The 16,937-nt window shown below is 62.5% G+C and carries 16 protein-coding genes; 5 read left to right on the forward strand and 11 right to left on the reverse strand.

All coding sequences use genetic code 11. The features are described from left to right. Nucleotides 1-8 precede the first annotated feature (8 nt). Nucleotides 9-626 (reverse strand): LysE family translocator, encoded by a 618-nt coding sequence (locus JM946_RS21040; protein ID WP_203169342.1) that lies wholly within the window; start codon nucleotides 624-626, stop codon nucleotides 9-11. 316 nt (nucleotides 627-942) lie between these two features. On the opposite strand from JM946_RS21040, the gene JM946_RS21045 reads away from it, so the two are divergent. Further along, the gene (locus JM946_RS21045) at nucleotides 943-1,446 is read left to right on the forward strand and encodes a YybH family protein (RefSeq protein ID WP_203169343.1); all 504 of its coding nucleotides are present in this window, start codon (nucleotides 943-945) and stop codon (nucleotides 1,444-1,446) included. Nucleotides 1,447-1,461: 15 nt separating this feature from the next. On the opposite strand, the gene JM946_RS21050 is transcribed toward JM946_RS21045, so the two are convergent. Then, entirely contained in the window at nucleotides 1,462-3,228 is a 1,767-nt protein-coding gene (locus JM946_RS21050; protein ID WP_203169344.1) for a beta-N-acetylhexosaminidase, read from the reverse strand. A 148-nt stretch (nucleotides 3,229-3,376) separates the two neighbouring features. Here JM946_RS21050 and JM946_RS21055 point away from each other — a divergent pair, with 148 nt between their 5' ends. Continuing rightward, entirely contained in the window at nucleotides 3,377-5,284 is a 1,908-nt protein-coding gene (locus JM946_RS21055; RefSeq protein ID WP_203169345.1) for an outer membrane protein assembly factor BamB family protein, read from the forward strand. A gap of 7 nt (nucleotides 5,285-5,291) precedes the next feature. Here JM946_RS21055 and JM946_RS21060 read toward each other — a convergent pair whose 3' ends face one another. Further along, a complete protein-coding gene (locus tag JM946_RS21060; RefSeq protein WP_218043037.1) occupies nucleotides 5,292-5,936 on the reverse strand; it encodes a phosphorylase family protein in 645 nt (214 codons plus the stop codon). A gap of 38 nt (nucleotides 5,937-5,974) precedes the next feature. Between JM946_RS21060 and JM946_RS21065 the strand changes: the two genes are divergently transcribed. Beyond that, nucleotides 5,975-7,384, forward strand: coding sequence for an amino acid permease (locus JM946_RS21065; RefSeq protein WP_203169347.1), 1,410 nt, complete (start codon nucleotides 5,975-5,977; stop codon nucleotides 7,382-7,384). A 10-nt stretch (nucleotides 7,385-7,394) separates the two neighbouring features. Here the strand turns inward: JM946_RS21065 and JM946_RS21070 are convergent, their stop codons facing one another. Then, a complete protein-coding gene (locus JM946_RS21070; RefSeq protein ID WP_203169348.1) occupies nucleotides 7,395-8,255 on the reverse strand; it encodes an alpha/beta hydrolase in 861 nt (286 codons plus the stop codon). 145 nt (nucleotides 8,256-8,400) lie between these two features. Then, nucleotides 8,401-10,116 carry a redoxin domain-containing protein gene (locus JM946_RS21075; protein ID WP_203169349.1) on the reverse strand — a complete coding sequence of 572 codons (1,716 nt, stop codon included), beginning with the start codon at nucleotides 10,114-10,116 and terminating at the stop codon, nucleotides 8,401-8,403. A gap of 215 nt (nucleotides 10,117-10,331) precedes the next feature. Here JM946_RS21075 and JM946_RS21080 point away from each other — a divergent pair, with 215 nt between their 5' ends. Then, nucleotides 10,332-11,324, forward strand: a complete 993-nt coding sequence (locus tag JM946_RS21080) for a hypothetical protein (RefSeq protein WP_203169350.1) — start codon at nucleotides 10,332-10,334, stop codon at nucleotides 11,322-11,324. Nucleotides 11,325-11,368: 44 nt separating this feature from the next. Here JM946_RS21080 and JM946_RS21085 read toward each other — a convergent pair whose 3' ends face one another. The 3 genes from JM946_RS21085 to JM946_RS21095 all read right to left on the reverse strand — a co-directional run bounded on the left by JM946_RS21085 (nucleotide 11,369) and on the right by JM946_RS21095 (nucleotide 13,263). Next, nucleotides 11,369-11,710, reverse strand: a complete 342-nt coding sequence (locus JM946_RS21085) for a DUF2845 domain-containing protein (protein ID WP_203169351.1) — start codon at nucleotides 11,708-11,710, stop codon at nucleotides 11,369-11,371. Between the two features lie 101 nt (nucleotides 11,711-11,811). Next, on the reverse strand, nucleotides 11,812-12,246 hold the full coding sequence (locus JM946_RS21090) for a hypothetical protein (RefSeq protein ID WP_203169352.1): 435 nt from the start codon (nucleotides 12,244-12,246) through the stop codon (nucleotides 11,812-11,814). A 75-nt stretch (nucleotides 12,247-12,321) separates the two neighbouring features. Next, nucleotides 12,322-13,263 (reverse strand): amidohydrolase family protein, encoded by a 942-nt coding sequence (locus JM946_RS21095; RefSeq protein ID WP_203169353.1) that lies wholly within the window; start codon nucleotides 13,261-13,263, stop codon nucleotides 12,322-12,324. Between JM946_RS21095 and JM946_RS30050 the strand changes: the two genes are divergently transcribed. Continuing rightward, on the forward strand, nucleotides 13,262-13,813 hold the full coding sequence (locus JM946_RS30050; RefSeq protein ID WP_218043038.1) for a hypothetical protein: 552 nt from the start codon (nucleotides 13,262-13,264) through the stop codon (nucleotides 13,811-13,813). The two genes, JM946_RS21095 and JM946_RS30050, sit on opposite strands and share 2 nt — an antisense overlap. Here JM946_RS30050 and JM946_RS21100 read toward each other — a convergent pair. The 3 genes from JM946_RS21100 to JM946_RS21110 form a co-directional block, all read right to left on the reverse strand. Continuing rightward, on the reverse strand, nucleotides 13,764-14,306 hold the full coding sequence (locus tag JM946_RS21100; RefSeq protein WP_203169354.1) for a hypothetical protein: 543 nt from the start codon (nucleotides 14,304-14,306) through the stop codon (nucleotides 13,764-13,766). The genes JM946_RS30050 and JM946_RS21100 overlap by 50 nt on opposite strands. A gap of 166 nt (nucleotides 14,307-14,472) precedes the next feature. Further along, entirely contained in the window at nucleotides 14,473-16,512 is a 2,040-nt protein-coding gene (locus JM946_RS21105) for a PQQ-dependent dehydrogenase, methanol/ethanol family (protein WP_230979922.1), read from the reverse strand. 196 nt (nucleotides 16,513-16,708) lie between these two features. Then, entirely contained in the window at nucleotides 16,709-16,915 is a 207-nt protein-coding gene (locus JM946_RS21110; RefSeq protein ID WP_203169356.1) for a hypothetical protein, read from the reverse strand. Nucleotides 16,916-16,937: the final 22 nt, after the last annotated feature.

A 16,937-nucleotide genomic window follows, 5' to 3' on the forward strand; every position in this document is an offset into this window, starting at 1 on the left:
CTGGAGCTCTAACGGGTCGCCACTGCGACGGCTGCGCAGGCCATCGCGGCGCCTGTGCCGCGATTGATTCTGCGTACCGCCGTGGCGCTCTTGAACACCTGCCGAGCGCGGGCGGCGAGCAAGACGTACGCGCCAAGCGTCAGCGGCAACAGAATCGAGATGGCCACGACCATTTCGACAAAGCCCAGCAACGTCAGTTGCTCCAAGGACACGACCGTGGGCAACAGCGCCAGGAAAAACACCATGGTCTTGGGATTGGCGAGCGTCAGCGCCAGGCTGCCAAGGAACAGCTGGAACGGCTTCTGACCGCGATCCAGATCGGGCGCCTGATCGGCCGCTACGGCCGGCGCGGTCCACAGCTTGTAGGCCAGAAACAGCAAGTATGCTGCGCCCGCGTACTTCACCACGACGAACACGGCCTGCGCACTCTGCGCCAGGGCGGCGAGCCCGGTCGCTGCAAATGCAAACCAGATGAGATCGCCGACCAGAAAGCCCGCGATGAACGCCGGCGCGCCACGCGTACCGTTCGCCAGCGATCGTGCGATGACCGCGGCGACACCCGGGCCCGGCGAAGCCACGGCAAGACAATAGACCGCGCAAAAAACCAGAAGCCCATACAAAGACATATCGCGCCTCCTGCCAGGTTCGAGTCATCCAGATGTCGATTCATCCCGGATGCGAGTCCTCCATGCGCAGGAGGATTCACACAGCCATTTCGCGGTGAGCATACCAAATGATCGCCGCGCTCACTCGCCGGGCCACTCGACACCGATGTAGCGCAGATGATCTTTTCAGTTGTGTAACAGCGCGGCTCTCGGATATCCGTGGTGACTGCGCTGCCCAGCGGGGAATACTCTTTTGCTTGCGGGTGGCGCGAGCTGACGACTCACTCGCAGGTACGCGAGCTTCGCGTCATCTCATGGAGTCACGGGGGGAACGATCATGAACACTGTGGCTGGTTACTCAAGGACGATGCTGACGCTGGGAGCATTGCTCGGCGTCACGCTAGGAGGCTGCGGTAGCAACGGCAACGACAGATTGCCCAAGGCGGTGGTCCAATCGTTCGAGCAGTGCTTCAACGCCGACGATCTGGACAAGTGCGTGAATCTGTTCGATGACGACGCACAGATCCTGCCCGAGCGGGGCCCGGCCGTGGCCGGCCGCGAGGGCATCGAAGCGTTTCTGAAGGATCAGATGACGCCGGTGGTGTCCTTCAACACCGAGTCCGACATGAGCCTGGTGAGAAACGATATCGCCATCGAGCAAGGGCACTACAAGGTTCGCGACGTACGGCGCGGCTCGGACGTCGAGGAAGGCAAGTACATGCACGTCTGGCGCAATCGCAATGGCGATTGGAAGCTATATCGGGTGATGTACAACACCGACGTAGCGCCGGACACCGCAGTGTCCGTCGCCGCTGCTGACCAGGAGAGCGAGCCCGGCTGAGCGCCCGGCCCGCCGCTACATCGGGCCCGCTTCGAAGTCGCTGCGAACGTCGATCGAGGTGGTCCGGGACAATGGCTCGCCGTTGTGAAAGACGGCGGCTTTGATCACCGTTGTCTTCGGCACTTCGAGCACGTCCATATACACGGTGGATCGGCCGGTCGGCTCGGCGCCGTTCACGGTGTAGCGGATTTCTCCCAACGGCGCCTGCTTGGCGAGCTCGATCGAAACGCGATCGCCCGACTCGCCGCGCTTGATCGCCATCGCGCGAAACGCCGCGTCGCTGAAGCGGACGCCGAGCCGCGAATAACGGCCCATCATGGTCACCAGGCGCTGCTGGAAATCCGCCCAGCGCTGCTCGGAGGGTGGCGTCCAGCCGATCTCGGCCAGAGCAGCGGCGCGCGGAAAAGTCAGCGACTCGATCTCCTGCTCGTTGCCATCCGTGCGCGTCCAGACGTTGGCGTGAACGCCGATCAAGCGGCTGCGATCCTGCGCCGACAACGCCGCGGGCGCGGGATCGAAGCGATACACCTCGGCGAGGCTGAGAAAATCGCCGGCCTTCGCGTACTGATTCGGCGCCGCCTGCGGACGATCGAAACTCAGCAGGCTCGCCGAAGAAACGATCACGTCGTGCCCCGAGGCCACCGCGCCCAACGCGCCGTCGAGACCGTGCGCGGTCATGATCGTCGAGTCCGGCACGCCGCCGCCGAATATGCTGTCCCACCCGACGATGCGCCGGCCGTGCTTCTGCGTGAGCTGACCGATGCGCTCGAAGAAGTAACGTTGCACGCCCGCTTCGTTGACGATGCCCAGCTCACGCATGCGGGCTTGCACGCTGTTCGACTGCCGCCACGGGTCTTTGGGAACGTCGTCCGCGCCGATGTGAATGTAGGGGGCCGGAAACAATGCGGCCACCTGCGCGAACACGGCGTCGAAGAAAGCGAACGTTTCCTCTTCGATGTTATACAGGCTGCTCGCGCCGCCTGGCGCATCGGCGGCTCGCAACAAGGGATACGCCGTGACCGCGGCTTTGGCATGTCCCGGCATCTCCAGCCCCGGGACGACCATCACATTGCGAGTGGCCGCGTGCATCACCACCTCGCGCACGTCCGCCTCGGAGTATGAGCTCAGGCCGCGGGTCAGCTTGGGATATTTCGGCACCTGCAGGCGCCAGGCCTGATCGTCGACCAGATGCCAGTGCAGGACGTTGAGCTTGTGAAGCGCCATGACATCGATGTAGCGCTTGATGAACTCGACCGTCTGATACTGGCGCGCCGAGTCCAGCAGCAGCCCGCGCCAACGCAGGCGGGGTGCGTCATCGATGCGAACTGCCGGGATGCGTACTTCCGGCGCGACATACGAGTGCACGCTCGCCAGCTGCCACAACGTGACCGCGCCGTTGAATAGGCCACGGGCATCCGCGGCTGAGACCAGCGCCAGCCTGGACGTCACATCGATTTGATACGCTTCGGGGTCCGCGCTGCTGCCGCCTAGTGCAAAGACCACCGAGCGCTTGGGCGCGTCCTTGACGGTTCCGGGCACGATCACGGGGCGTACGCCGCGCGTGCGCTCCAATAATTCACCAAAATAGTGCGCCGTCGTCCGCGCCGGCTCGCCGCCTTCCCAGACGATCTGAGTCTGCGCTTCGAGGGTGAACGAGCCGCCCTGCGCAGTCACGCTGGCGGGCCACGGAATGAGGGAAATCTCGGCAGGACGCTCGGCGGCGCCCGCGCCTGCGGCCAGGCAAAGCAATACCCAGAAAGCAGCGGTCAGTCTGCTCGTCATTATGTTTCCTCCCGACGTCATGCGCGTGCGCAAGCGTTCTGTTTCGCCAGCTACATGCAGGAGCCATGCCCGCTCCTCGATCTCACAATTCTTAGGTGGCGGCGCGGACCTCTCTTGACTTAAATATCGGCAGCAAGGGGGATGAACAATGCACGCCAAAGCTGCGCATCGCGCTGTCGCACGGAGAGCCTGGGGATTGCTGGCAGCGGTGGCGCTATCCGGGGCGCAGGCCGCCATGGAGGCGCCTCATCCCGGCCAGGCCGTCTACGAACGCAGCTGCGCCGCTTGTCACAACCAGCCCGAGGCCACGCGCGCACCGTCGTTGGACACGCTCAAGGCCATGCGTTACCAGACCATTCTGTATGCCTTGAATGAAGGCAAAATGAAAGCCCAGGCGTCGATGCTGAGCGCCACTCAGAAGGCGGCAGTGATCGATTTTCTGGTGGGCCGCGAAGCCACCTCCGATGAATGGCTCGGCCACGCGATGTGCGCGCCGGAGCGTCGCATCCCGAAGCTGGATGACCCGGCAACGGTCATGGGATTTGGCTTCGACCCGAAGAATCATCGCCGGCTGAGCGCCGCGCAGAGCGGGCTGCGCACCGCCGACATGCGCACTCTCGAGCTCGCGTGGGCCATGGGCTTTCCGAAGGCGACGCAAATGCGTTCGCAACCGGCCATCGTCGGCACGACTTTGTTTCTGCCGGTGGCCGATGCGCAGCGGCTGTTCGCCATCGACATCTCCGCCCAGCCCTGCGTGCAATGGGTTTACTGGCACGCAACACCGCTGCGGACCGGCGCGGCGTTCGGGGAGTTGCCGAACGGTCGCAAAGTCGTGGTGTTCAGCGACATCGCATCCAAGGTTCATATGCTGGACGCGACCACCGGCCAGGCGCTGTGGATTCAGCACGTGGGCCTGTACCCGCTGTCACTCACCACCGGGACACCTGCGCTTCACGGCGATCGCGTGTACGTGCCGATCTCTCAATATGAGATTTCCCTCGGCGGCAACGACGATCACGAGTGTTGTCGCACGCACGGCGCGGTGACGGCGCTCGACGCCATGACCGGCAAGCCGATCTGGACCGCGCACACCATGGAAGAAGCCAGGCCCGTGCGCGATCGCGGCGACGGCAAGATGATCTTCGGCCCTTCAGGCGCGCCGATCTGGACTTCGCCCGCGATCGATGCGAAGCGCGGCGTCCTTTACGTCGGCACCGGTGAGGCGACTTCCGAACCTGCAGCGCCGACCACCGATGCGATTCTCGCCATCGATCTGAAGGACGGCCGCATTCGCTGGTCGTTCCAAGCCACCGAGAACGATATCTTTCTCACCGGCTGCGTCCGCAATCGGGACGGCCTGAACTGCCCGAAAAACTCCGTGCATCGTGATGTCGATTTCGGCGCTTCGGTGATCATCGCGCAACGCGCCGACGGTTCCGATGTGCTCCTCGCCGGGCAGAAGTCAGGCACCCTCTGGGCGCTCGACCCGGATCGCGACGGCAAACTGGTGTGGCGGCAGGACTTCGGCGAGGGTTCACCGCTCGGCGGCATTCATTGGGGCATCGCTTATGACGGCACGCGCGTGTTCGCGCCCATCAATCGCCCCTACGCCTCCGCCACCAAGGCGGGCTCGCAAAAACCTGGATTGCATGCGGTGCGTGTCGACACGGGCGCGGTGGAGTGGTCGTATACAGCAAAGCCGGATTGCAGCGGCAAGCGCGCCGAGCTCGTGAAGGCCTGCGCAACGAACATCGGTTTCTCCGGCGCGCCCACCGTGATCGACGGTGCAGTTGTGAGCGGCAGCCTCGATGGCTTCGTCCACGCATTCGATGCAAAGACCGGCGAGCTGCTGTTCAAATTCGACACCGCTCGCGCTTTCGACACTTTCAACGGCGTGCCCGCAAGCGGCGGCGCGATCGACAACGCGACCATCGTCGCGGCCAACGGCATGTTGTTCGTCAGCTCGGGCTATGGCTTGTTCGGTCAGATGCCGGGCAACGTGCTGCTGGCGTTCCGGCCCAAAGCAAAACAGATTCCGGCCACGCCCTCGCCCTGAGCGGCGCTCAGGTCTTTCGCAAGAAACGCTCGTACACGCCGAGAAAATGCTCGGCGGCCAGTTTGGTGTTGGTGCGCCAGTCGTCGCCGGCCGCGTGATCGGCGCCGTCGGTCACATACTTCACGGCGGTGAATGGAGCGCGCTCGAACCAGCATACTTTGGCCAAGGCATAACCTTCCATGTCGACCACATCGCATTCGACTGCGCCTTGCACGATCACGAACGAATCGCCGCTGCCGCACACACCGCGCGGCAAATGTTCGAACATCGGCGGGAACTCCAGCCGCGCGGGAATCTCATCTTCCAGCGGCGTGACGCCGAGGGCGAAACCGAGGCCGCTGACATCCATGTCCCGCTGCACGAAGGCATGACATTCCAGCACCGTGCCGGTCGCATGCACTCGACTGCCCACGGTGCCGAAGTTGATCACCTGCGGCATGGGCGCGCCTGCATGCGCATAGGCGGCGAGCCGACGCGTCAACGCGTAAGCCGCGTTCACTTTGCCAACGCCGGTATACAACACTGGAATGTTGGCGCGCTCGAATATGCCCTGGCTCTCGAGCGGCAGCGCCATCACCAGCAATGGATTGGGAAGGTCGTGTAGCGTTGGATGCGACATGGTGGCTGCATCATAGCGCGCGGGCAAAGCCACGGCCGTACAATAGCGGCACACGAACAATGGGGAGCGTTATGGCTTTCTGGAATCGCCGCAAGAGTCTCGAGTCGGTCAGCGCCCGGCAGTCGCACAGCGCGCTGCGGCCTACGTTGGGCTGGCCGCATCTGATGTGTCTGGGGATCGGAGGCATCGTTGGCACTGGCATTTACACTTTGATCGGCGTGGGCGCGGGGCTGGCCGGACCTGCCGTGATCCTCTCGTTCGTCGTGGCGGGCCTGGTGTGCGCGTGCGCCGCGCTGGCGTACACAGAGATGTCGACTATGATGCCGATGGCTGGCAGCGCCTACACGTATAGCTATGTGGCGCTCGGTGAGTTGCCCGCCTGGTTCGTGGGCTGGACGTTGATTCTCGAGTACACCGTCGTGTGCAGCGTCGTCGCCGTCGGCTGGTCTGGCTATGCCGGCGGCTTCCTCCGTTCGGTCGGGGTGGACTTCCCAGAAGCGCTGCTCGCCGGCCCGGCCGCGGGCGGCGTGATCAATGTGCCCGCCATCGTGATTGCGCTGGCGGTCGCCGCATTGCTCGCCCTGGGCTCGCGCGAAAGCGCGACGGTGAACATGATCCTCGTGTTCGTGAAGTTGGCGGCACTCGCCACTTTCATCGCACTGGCCATTCCGGCCTTCGATGCGAACAACTTCGAACCGTTCGCGCCTCATGGCTTCGGCGCCAAGGAAATCGGCGACGCCAAGTACGGCATGATGGGCGCAGCCGCGCTGATCTTTTTCGCGTTCTATGGTTTCGATGCGGTGTCCACTGCCGCCGAAGAAGCGAAGAATCCCGGTCGCGATCTGAAAATCGGCATCGTCGGCTCCATGGTCGCCTGCACGCTCATCTACATGGTCGTGGCCGCCGCCGCTATCGGCAGCACTCGCACGGATGTGCTGGCCGCCAGCTCCGAGCCGCTTGCCATGGTGTTACGTGGACTCGAGCACCCCGGCGCCGCCCGGTGGATCGGCATTGCCGCGGTGGTAGCGCTGCCGACTGTGATCATGGCGTTCATGTATGGCCAGTCGCGAATCTTCTTCGTGATGGCGCGTGACGGGCTGTTACCCGAACGACTGAGCGCGGTGAGCGAAAGCTCCGGAACGCCGGTGTTGATGACGATGGTCACTGGCGTGATCGTCGCCATCATTGCAGGCTTTCTGCCGCTGCAGCGAATCGCCGAGGTCGCCAACGCGGGCACGCTGGTCGCGTTCATCGCTGTCGCGATCTGCATGCTCGTGCTGAGAAACAAAGCGCCCAACGCACCGCGCCCGTTCCGCACCCCGGCGGCGACGCTAGTGGCGCTGGGCGCGATCATCGGTTGCGCGTATCTGTTCTCCAGCCTGCCTCGAGTGACGATCTATACGTTCCTGATCTGGAACGCGATCGGCATCGCGGTGTATTTCATCTACGCCCGGCACCAGAGCGGTCTGGCTCGCGCGTGAGGCCTATCCGTTACTCGGCGGATGAGGGCTTCGCCGAGTAGCGGAATATATACTTCATGGCGTCGCCCACGGTGCTGGCCCACACGGACCACGCGTGGGCGCCATCGACGATACGCAGCTCGGCGGGCTGCTTGTTGGCTCGAAGCAGCGAGTACAGCTTGGTGGCCTCGACTTCGATCATGAACTCATCGTCGTCGCCGGAGTTGATGTACATGGGCACCGGCGTCTGCTTCGCCAGATACGCTTGCCACAGTGCTGGATAGTTCATGTCCTTCCACACCTGCTCGTCGAACTGCGGCGTTCCGAACGTACCCACCGAGCGCGCACTCGACGTCGCCGGCGGCAGCGGATCGTAGATCGCCGGCGACAACAGCGCCGCCGCAGCGAACATCTCCGGATACTTCATCGCGAAACGCAGCGAACCGTAACCGCCCATCGAGAGCCCGCCGATCAGCCGACCTTCCCGCGACTTCAACACCCGCCAGTGACTTTCGACATCCGGGATGAGATCCCGAATCACCGCCGTCTCCATTTTCTCCTTCCGATCCACGAACCACGTCACTCCCGCATCCGGCATCACGATTACCGCCGCCGGGATCTCGCCGCTCTCGATCAAAGCGTCCGCCGTGCTTTGGATATTCCCTTGCTCTACCCAATGCCGTCGCGTGCCGTTGTTGCCGTGAAGGAGATACAGCACGGGATAACTCAGTCTCGACGTCTCGTACCCCGTGGGAAGATACACCTCGTAAGCCCAGCTCCGGCCCAGTGCAGGTGACTTGAACTCTCGCGTGACGATTTCGCCCGAAAACGCTGGCGCTGCCATCGCCGCGCACAGGGCGATGACGATGGTCTGGAACACAAAATGAAGCATCTTTGGCATGGGAAGTGAACAGAGCTGACGGTGCGGTCGGAACCGAACTTTACCCCAGCCCTCCGGGTCACGCGATCAAAGAACCGCGCAGCGCTGGTCGGGCCCCGAGGTCCTCCCGGCAGCGTCAGACACCAGCGACCCGAATTCAAGTCCCAGCGCTGAACAACTCAGTCTGCGACGGCTCGGATGACTTGGATGGCGCTTTGTCCTCTTTGACGTTCCGATAGCGGATCACGCCGAAGACCATCTCCTCCCAAGTCTGCTCACCCCACGTAACCTCCCGATTCGGGTCCGGGTTGGCTTTGTTCTGAACGGAGTTATCGAACACCTGGGTGTACACGATGCGCGTGCCGGCGGGCACCGTCAGAGGTTGGGCGAGGTCATAGGTGGACTGCCAGTTGAAGTCATAGACCGGGATATTGATCAGCATCTGCTCGCGACCATCCGGATAGTGAGCCACGAAGCTCGAGGACTTGCCTCGAAAGTGCGCATGTGGATGCAGGCTGTAGATGACTGCGTCCTGATCGAACTTGCGTTCGGCCGTCTCCACGTGAACCTTGGTGTTCGGCGGAATCTTCAGCTTGGTATTGAAGAACACCATGCTCCTGAAGTTGTACTTGGGCGCCTCCTTCATGAAGTACAACCCCATCCGCGTCACATCCGTCAGCACCCGCCCGTTCGGCGTGTAGTGCACCTGGAAATGCAGCTTGGTCTTGGCTGGCAGCAGGATGCCATTGTCCTTCGGCACCTGCAGCGGCTCCGCGCCCGGTACGTAATTGTTCAAGCTGATGTTGCCGCGAGTCTCCCCGCCCGCCGACGCGATGATGTGATGAAGCACCGCGCGCTGCCCGGGCAGAAAGTCTACCGCTCGCACCCAAACATCGCGATCGAGCGGATTGTCGATCTTGATGTTCTGATAAGGAATCGTCCCGGTCGCCGGCGTCGTGAATGGCGGCAGCTCCACGATCAGGTCGGGTTTGCCCAGCGGCCACTCCGGCCAATCTTTCTTCTGCGTCAGCAGCGGATCCGCACCCGTGCCTCGCGGCGAGCCGGCCTCGATCCAATGCACCAACGTTCTGGCCTGCTCCGGCGACAAGCCTCGATCGTTGCTGAACACGTTGTAGTGTGGATCGGCGTGCCACGGCGGCATGCGCTGCGTGCGTACGACTTCACGAATCATCGGTGAGAAGCCGCGAATCATGTCGTAGTTGCTCATCTGCCAGGGGCCGATTCCGCCTTCGCGATGACAGGCCACGCACTTGTCCATCAGCAACGGCGCGATTTGTTTCTCGTACGAGATCTGCGTGTGCGCGCTGCGGTTCTCACGTTCAGGCATCTTGATGGCACAGCCCATCACAGTGGCGCTGGCAAGTGAGAGCTTGCCACCGATGACAGCATCGAGCGCACTGGCGACTCCGCTGGGACTGCCCCGATAAGCGATTTTCCAGCCCTTGGTGTTCACCACGAGAACTTCGCCGTTGTGAGTGAGATTCAGCGACTCGCCGACCAGCTGGGTGGTGTCCAGCATGATGGGCAGCTTGATACCTGCCTGCTTCGCTTCCTTGCCAATGGTCTGCAACGAGTCGCTCAGATTCGAATTGATTGCGAGGAAGGTCACGCCTTGCGGTTCATATTTGCTCTGCAAGGCCTGCACAGCAGTTGCGGCCTGCCGCGACGCCTCGCAGCCGTTGCCCTGAGCGAGCAGCACCACCGCCTTCATGTCGGAAAAGTAATGAAGCTCGTGCGACACCCCGCGATGATCCGTCAGGCGAAAATTGTCCGCGACATCGGCGGCGGCGAACGCATGCGCGCTCAGCAACAGCGAGGAAAGCAGGGTCCCCGCACGATGAAGGTTACTCATGTGACATCCGTTTGACTGGTCGGCCGACAAAGTGAATGGGACGAGCTAGTGTGCGATGGGGCATGCTTTAGTGTCCACGCGCGAACGGGGTCAAAACGCACGCTTAAACGGCGTCTTGATAAATCTTGTATGTCGCTGGCAAGGGCGGTGCGCTCACCTGTCGTTACACTTCGAGCTCGCGTCGCATTCCGAGTCACTACAATGGCGAGGTGGGGATGAATCAGGGACTGCTGAGCGGTATTGCCGTTTTGCTGGCAGTGATTTCGATGACGGCGCACCCCGAGGGAAGCGCACGTTATCAGCCGCCGCGACTCGCGGATGGCGCGCCCGATCTGCAGGGCGTGTGGACCAATGCCACGGCGACACCGATGGAGCGCGCCGTGGAATTGGGGACGCGACGAGCATTCACAGATGCGGAGGCGGCAGCGATCAGCAGAGCGGCGATCGCCGCGGTGGAGGCGGATGCGCGACCCAGCGATCCCGACAAGAAGATCGAAGCGGCGAGCTCGTTGCCGCCGGTGGGCAATTACAACTTGTTCTGGACGGATCGAGGCATGCAGGTGGCGGTCATCGATGGGGAGTATCGAACCTCCATGATCATCGAGCCGCTGAATGGTCGCATGCCTCCGCTTACAGAGGCCGGGCAACGGCGAATAGCGGCGACCAGGATCGGGCGTTCCAACGATGGACCGGAGGGGCGGGCGTTAGGCGAGCGATGTTTGTTGTCGTTCGGCTCGGCGTCGGGGCCGCCGATGCTGCCGGTCATGTACAACAGCTACTACCAGATCGTGCAGTCGCCGGGGTATGTGATGATCCTTGTCGAGATGGTTCACGATGCGCGCATCATTCGTATCGATGATCGGCATGTGCCGGGGAATGTGCGCAAGTGGATGGGGGATTCTGTGGGGCGCTGGGAAGACGACACGCTCGTGGTCGAGACGCGCAACTTTCGGCCGGAGCAGAGCTTCCGCGGGTCGTCGGAGAATGCGGTGGTCACCGAGAGGTTCACTCGGGTCGCGAAGGACAATATCGTGTATCGGTTCACCATCGAGGATCCGTCCACGTTCACGGCCATTATCAAGGGTGAGCTGCCTTTCCAGGCCGTCGATGCAAACATCTACGAGTACGCGTGCCACGAGGGGAATTACGCGTTGCCTGGCATCCTCTCTGGCGCTAGGGAAGAGGAGAAGGCGGCAGCGGAGAGATAGGGCGGCTGTGCACCCCTCGCCTTAGGCGCTGCTCGACGCGCGATTCAACGACTCGCCCGCGTGAGACTGACGATTTTGCCGTCGCGGATGACGACCGCCATCGGCAACTTTCCGGACGTGGGTTGATAGATCCAACGTTCCGTGACCGTGAAATTCCCGGTCTTCACGCGCATGCCGTTGGCGTTGGTGAGGTAGATCTCGTCCTTGGTCACATCGCGACTGATGGGCTGGCCACATTTTTTTACCAGCTCATCCAGCGTCACGGACTCGCTGACGACCCATTTGCCACAGCGCATGGAGTCGGCGTGGGCGACGTCGAACGCGCCGGCTGCGAGCGCCAAGCAGATGATCAAATAGCGGGGATTGCGCAACGAGCCGCGACTCATGTCTGCCTCCATCCATTCGTAGCCGAAGCTTACGGCGAATGACGGAAGCAGAACAGAGTGGCGGCCCGTCGCTGCGACAAAGCCGTTAAGGCAACGGCAGTTTATTCGTCGCGCGCGTAACGGTCGCGGTCGCGGCGGCCGTCGCGTGACTGCATTTCACGTTCGATGTCGAGGTAGGCCTCCGTCACCGACTGGAAGTCCTCAGAAGCATCCCGGCTGTCCGAACGGTCGACTTCATCGCGCATGGCGTGATAGCGCCGCGATACATCGTTGAACGCATCTCGCACGTCTTCATCGGACGAGTCTCTGTCCTCGACAACGCGACGAAATTCGCGGGCCTCTTCGGCGAGCTCACGTGCGTCACGACGGAAGCCCGAGCGCTCGCCGTCATCGCGCGCTTCGTCTTCCAGAGCGAACGCACTACGTTCGAGGCGATTCGCCGAGCTGCTCAGATTGCCGCCCGTGGTGGCGCAGCCACCCACCGCCATCAAACCGATCGTTGCTGCCACTAAAAGATTGTTTCTCATCCTGGTCATGACCCACTCCTGCCTCTGCGGCGGCCATAAATAGATGCCACAGAAACGAGTCGGCCACAGGGTCGGTTCCAGCCGTCAGCGAGGCAGCACGCCGATGGTTTGATATAGCTTCGGCACCTCGTAAAGTTTGCCGTCTTTGATCACCAGCTCGGTGTTTCTGATATCGCCGATATGTCGTGCGGGATCGCCTTCCACCAGAATCATATCCGCCAGTTTTCCAGGCGTGATCGAACCCAGGTCGGCGTCGCGCTTCAGCACTTTCGCCGCATTCAACGTCGCGATGCGCAGCACCTCGGGCGCGGGGATTCCGGCCTGAACATACATTTCCAGTTCACGATGCAAGGTGAAGCCCGGCAGGTTGTCGGTGCCGGCCACCAGCGTGATCCCCGAGTCGTGAAGCAGTTTCACCATTCGCAGCATGGCGTCGGCGGAGTCGCGGTACTGCTGTTCGCTGCCTTTCGGGATGGGCAAGCCGCCGGCGAGCAATTCTCTGCGAATCTGTGGCGGTAGCCTGCTCGCGATGGGCGCGTACGCAGAGCCGATAACGCCGGGTCGATCGGTGAACATGGAGTAGAAGATGGTCACGGTGGGATCGACGACTACCTGCTTGTCCTTCAGCAGCTGCACGAATGCACGCACCTCGCTGGAGTTGAAATCCAGCTTCGCGGCGCGCTCCGCGACGGTGGTGAAGCGAGCCGGGGTGCGAGTGTCTTTCACCTCGTCGAAGAAGAAATTCAGGAACACGAAATTGATGTGCTGCATCTCATTGGCGCCCGCTTCGATGAACTGTCGCGCGGTCATGAATGCAGGCACGTGCCCGCCGACGCGCAGGCCTTTCTGGTGCGCTCGCTTGATGATGGCGGGCACCAGCTCGGGTTGAATGGAGCTGTAGATTTTTACGCCCTGGTAACCCAGCTCTGCGTAGTTGTCGACGGCGTCGCGAATTTCCTGTTCGGTGTCGACCAACACTTTGGTGGGGCCGGCGAATGGGCCAGGGCCGTCGAGGATGCCGGACATGAAAATGCGCGGCCCGATCTCGTCGCCTGCCTCGATACGGCCCTTTCAGCGCGAGCAGTGCGTCAGTGTCACCTGCCATGTCCCGAACCAGCGTCACACCGGCGGCGAGATGCTGGATGCCTTCGTCTTCTCCCAGATGCACGTGCATGTCCGCCAAGCCCGGCAGCAACGCCCCACCCCGCGCGTCGATTCGCTCCGCGCTGGCGGGGATGGTTACTTTTCCGTCGGCGCCGACGGCTCTGATGCGATTGCCTTCGACCAGCACGGTGCTGCGTGGGGTCGACTTGCCCGTCTGCGAGTCGAACAGGTTCGCATTCACGATGGCGAACGCGGCCGGCTGTCGCGTCAAAGCGCCGACCTGTTGCTTGGCGCGAATGTTTGCACGGGCGCTTTGCAGTTCCTGCAGTTTGGGAATGCTGGACTCCCAGCCTTCCCGAATCGTCACGAACCAGCTGCTGACGGTGGCGAAGAAGCTGCCGTCCTGCTCCAACCAGACGACCTCAGGCGCGAAGCCCAGGCCGGAGATCTCGTAGCTGGTCACGCGGCGTGAGCCTTGGTCCGACTGCACTGTCGTCTCGTCGGCGCGCCGGATCGTCGCCTGCCCTTCGGGCAGCAGAGGCAGCGTGTGACCTTTTGCTTGCAACAGGGCGTTCGCGAGTAGTGCGGTCTCTTCCGGGGTTGTTTGCAGGCTGAGGTAATACGGCAGGGGCGTTCAGCTGCTTCTCGCCTTTCTCGGCGTCGTTCTCCCAGCGTGCTACGCCTCGCTCGAGGGTGAAGGTTTCCTTCACGGGGACTTTGAGATAGTCGTTGCCGCTCGTCTGCAACTGCGTGGGCAAGCCGGCGTCGTTCACCTTGATCCGCGCCGTCAGCTTCGGGCCACGGCCGCGATCGTTGAACTCGAAGTTGATTTCCCGGACCCCGTCCGGTGTGACGCTCGATGTTTGTATACCGGCCTTGTTGCCGCCGAGAATGACTGTGTAGCGCGTATCAGCCGCCGCGGCAGTGCTGATGAGCAGAGCGATCAGGGTCAGTACTCGTGACATGCCAGCCCCGTGGTTTTTGAGCAGGAGCGCAGTCTGCCAACTTCGCTTGCTCTTCGCCAAAGGAATAATCGTGTTTCACGAGTATCGACATTCAGGGGATAAGAGGCTCGCGACAGCTAGCCCTATGAACCCCCCGAAAGGCGCCTCAAACCAGCAGCGACAGCTCCTAAAGCGCGACAGCGAGAGAAACGAGATAAGCGCGAATCTCCTCCGCTTGGGCCGCGGTGAGAGTCGAGCCGAAGCCAACCATGCCTTTGTCGGCGCGAGCGCCGTCTATGACGATGGATTTGAAGGTGTCGCGATCGACGATGGCGCTGGAGTAACGCAGATCGGGAATGGCGGTGACGCTCCGAGCATCCATGCCGTGGCAGGCCATGCACACGCGATCGTAATTGCGGCGGCCTGCTTCGATATCGCCACCAGCGTTGGCGCGACGAACGTCCGGCGGACGACGGGCCGCGTTGGAGATCAACGCAGGCAACTCCGCCTTTCCACCTAACTTGAACGCCACCACGCGACCAAAAGCACTCCGGCTCTGCGAACCGCCCCGACCACCGGCGACAGCCACTCCACCGATGCCGGCAAGCGCCGCCACATACTGCTCGCCATCCAGTTCAAACGTCACCGGCCCACCGTGAATCGCATTCTGCACATCCCGCGACCACAAGCGCGCACCCGTGTCCGCAGCGTACGCATTGAACATGCCGTCGACCGACCCCTGAAACACCAGGCCGCCGCCCGTGGAAAGCAACCCGCCATTCCCAGCACGCTCATAGTTCACTCGCCACACCTCACGCTGAGCAACGGGATCCCACGCGAGCAGCATCGCCCCACCCTTGCTCTTCGCCGCGTCCGCCACCGTCTTAGCATTCGCCCCCTCGCGTGACAGCGAGAACGCAATTCCGGTATTCCAAGTACGATCGCGAAACTGAAACGCATCGTCATGTTTGTAATAACTCGACGCTTCCAGCGCCGGGATATACGCCAGCCGGGTCTGCGGACTGAACGTCATCGGATACCAGTTGTGCGCGCCAAGCGGCCCCGGCGACACCATCGCCGGCTCGCGTAGATAACGCGCCTCGGGAACGACCCCAGGCCGTCCCGTCTTCGGATCGAGCCCGGTGGTCCAAGTAACGTTCACATAGTTCCTGGCTTGAATGAATTCGCCAGTAGCGCGATCGATCACGTAGAAAAAACCGTTCTTCGGCGCCTGCATCAGCACCTTGCGGGCCCGCCCCTCGATGCTGAGATCGGCAAGGATGATGTGCTGAGTCGCCGTGAAGTCCCACGACTCCGCTGGCGTCGTCTGGAAATGCCACACATATTCGCCCGTCGCCGGCCGCAGGGCCACGATGGAAGACAGATAAAGATTGTCGCCTTCCCCGTTGGAACGGATGCGATGGTTCCAGGGGCTGCCATTGCCCACACCGATGTACAGCAGATCCAGCTGTGGATCGTAGGCCATCGAGTCCCACACGGTGCCGCCGCCACCGTACTTCCACCACTCGCCATGCCACGTCTTCGCGGCCCGCTCCATCGCCGCGTTCTCGAAGCCATCCTTGGGATTGCCTGGCACGGTATAGAAACGCCACAGCATCTTGCCGTCGCGAGCGTCGTAGGCGGACACGTAACCGCGCACGCCCATCTCACCGCCGCCGTTTCCGATGATCACTCGGCCGTCGATGACGCGTGGTGCGCCGGTGATGGTGTAGCGCTTCTTGGGATCGGTCGTCTGCACCGACCAGGCCGGTTGACCCGTCTCGCGATCGAGCGCGATCAATCGTCCGTCGAGCGTGCCGACGAACACACGCTTGCCCCACGCCGCGACACCGCGATTGACCACGTCGCAGCAGGCATCGATCGCCTTCGCGCCATCGACTTTGGGATCGAAGCGCCACAACTCTCGGCCGGTACGCGCATCGAGCGCAAACACCTTGCTCCACGCGGAAGTGACATACATGACGCCGTCGATCACCAGCGGCGTGGCTTCCTGCCCACGCGTGGTGTCGAAGTCATAAAACCAGGCGAGCTCGAGCTCGCCTACGTTGTTCTGGTTGATTCGAGCCAGCGGGCTGAAGCGCTGCTCGTCGTAAGTGCGCCCGTGAGTCAGCCAGTCGGAGGAATTGCCGGGCGCGGCCAGCAGACGTGACGCGTCGACTTCAGCAGCCGGAGCAGGGATGGAATGAACGAGCGCGACGCCGAGCATCGCCCCCAGAAACGCGCGCTGTACTGCTGCATGGAATGGCCGCACCGACTCCCCCTTTGGATCCGCGCCTTGGGTGACCGGCGCGGTGGGCGGAATCTTATACGGGCGGCCCGGGCTTCAGGCCCGCCGCCTTTTCAAAGAAACGTCATGATGGCCCGGTCTCATCGCCGGACGGGCGGCCCGTCGGGCGGGCGCTTTAGCGCAGCGACTGGCGAGCGATATTCAGAGCCGCTTCGAGGATGTCGGCCATGCTGTCGGTCTTGTTATAGGAGGGCAGATAGACCCACATCTTCACCACGTCGAGCGAGGGCTCGGTCGGCGCGTCCTTTTGCGACTGCGCCCCGACCTCGACCGACAGCGCGCCGCTGCGCAAGAAACTGATCGACATCACTTCCAGCTTCATTCCCAATCCATCCCGTTGTTAT

Source organism: Steroidobacter gossypii (genome assembly GCF_016801985.1).
In the GTDB taxonomy this organism is placed as follows: domain Bacteria; phylum Pseudomonadota; class Gammaproteobacteria; order Steroidobacterales; family Steroidobacteraceae; genus Steroidobacter; species Steroidobacter gossypii.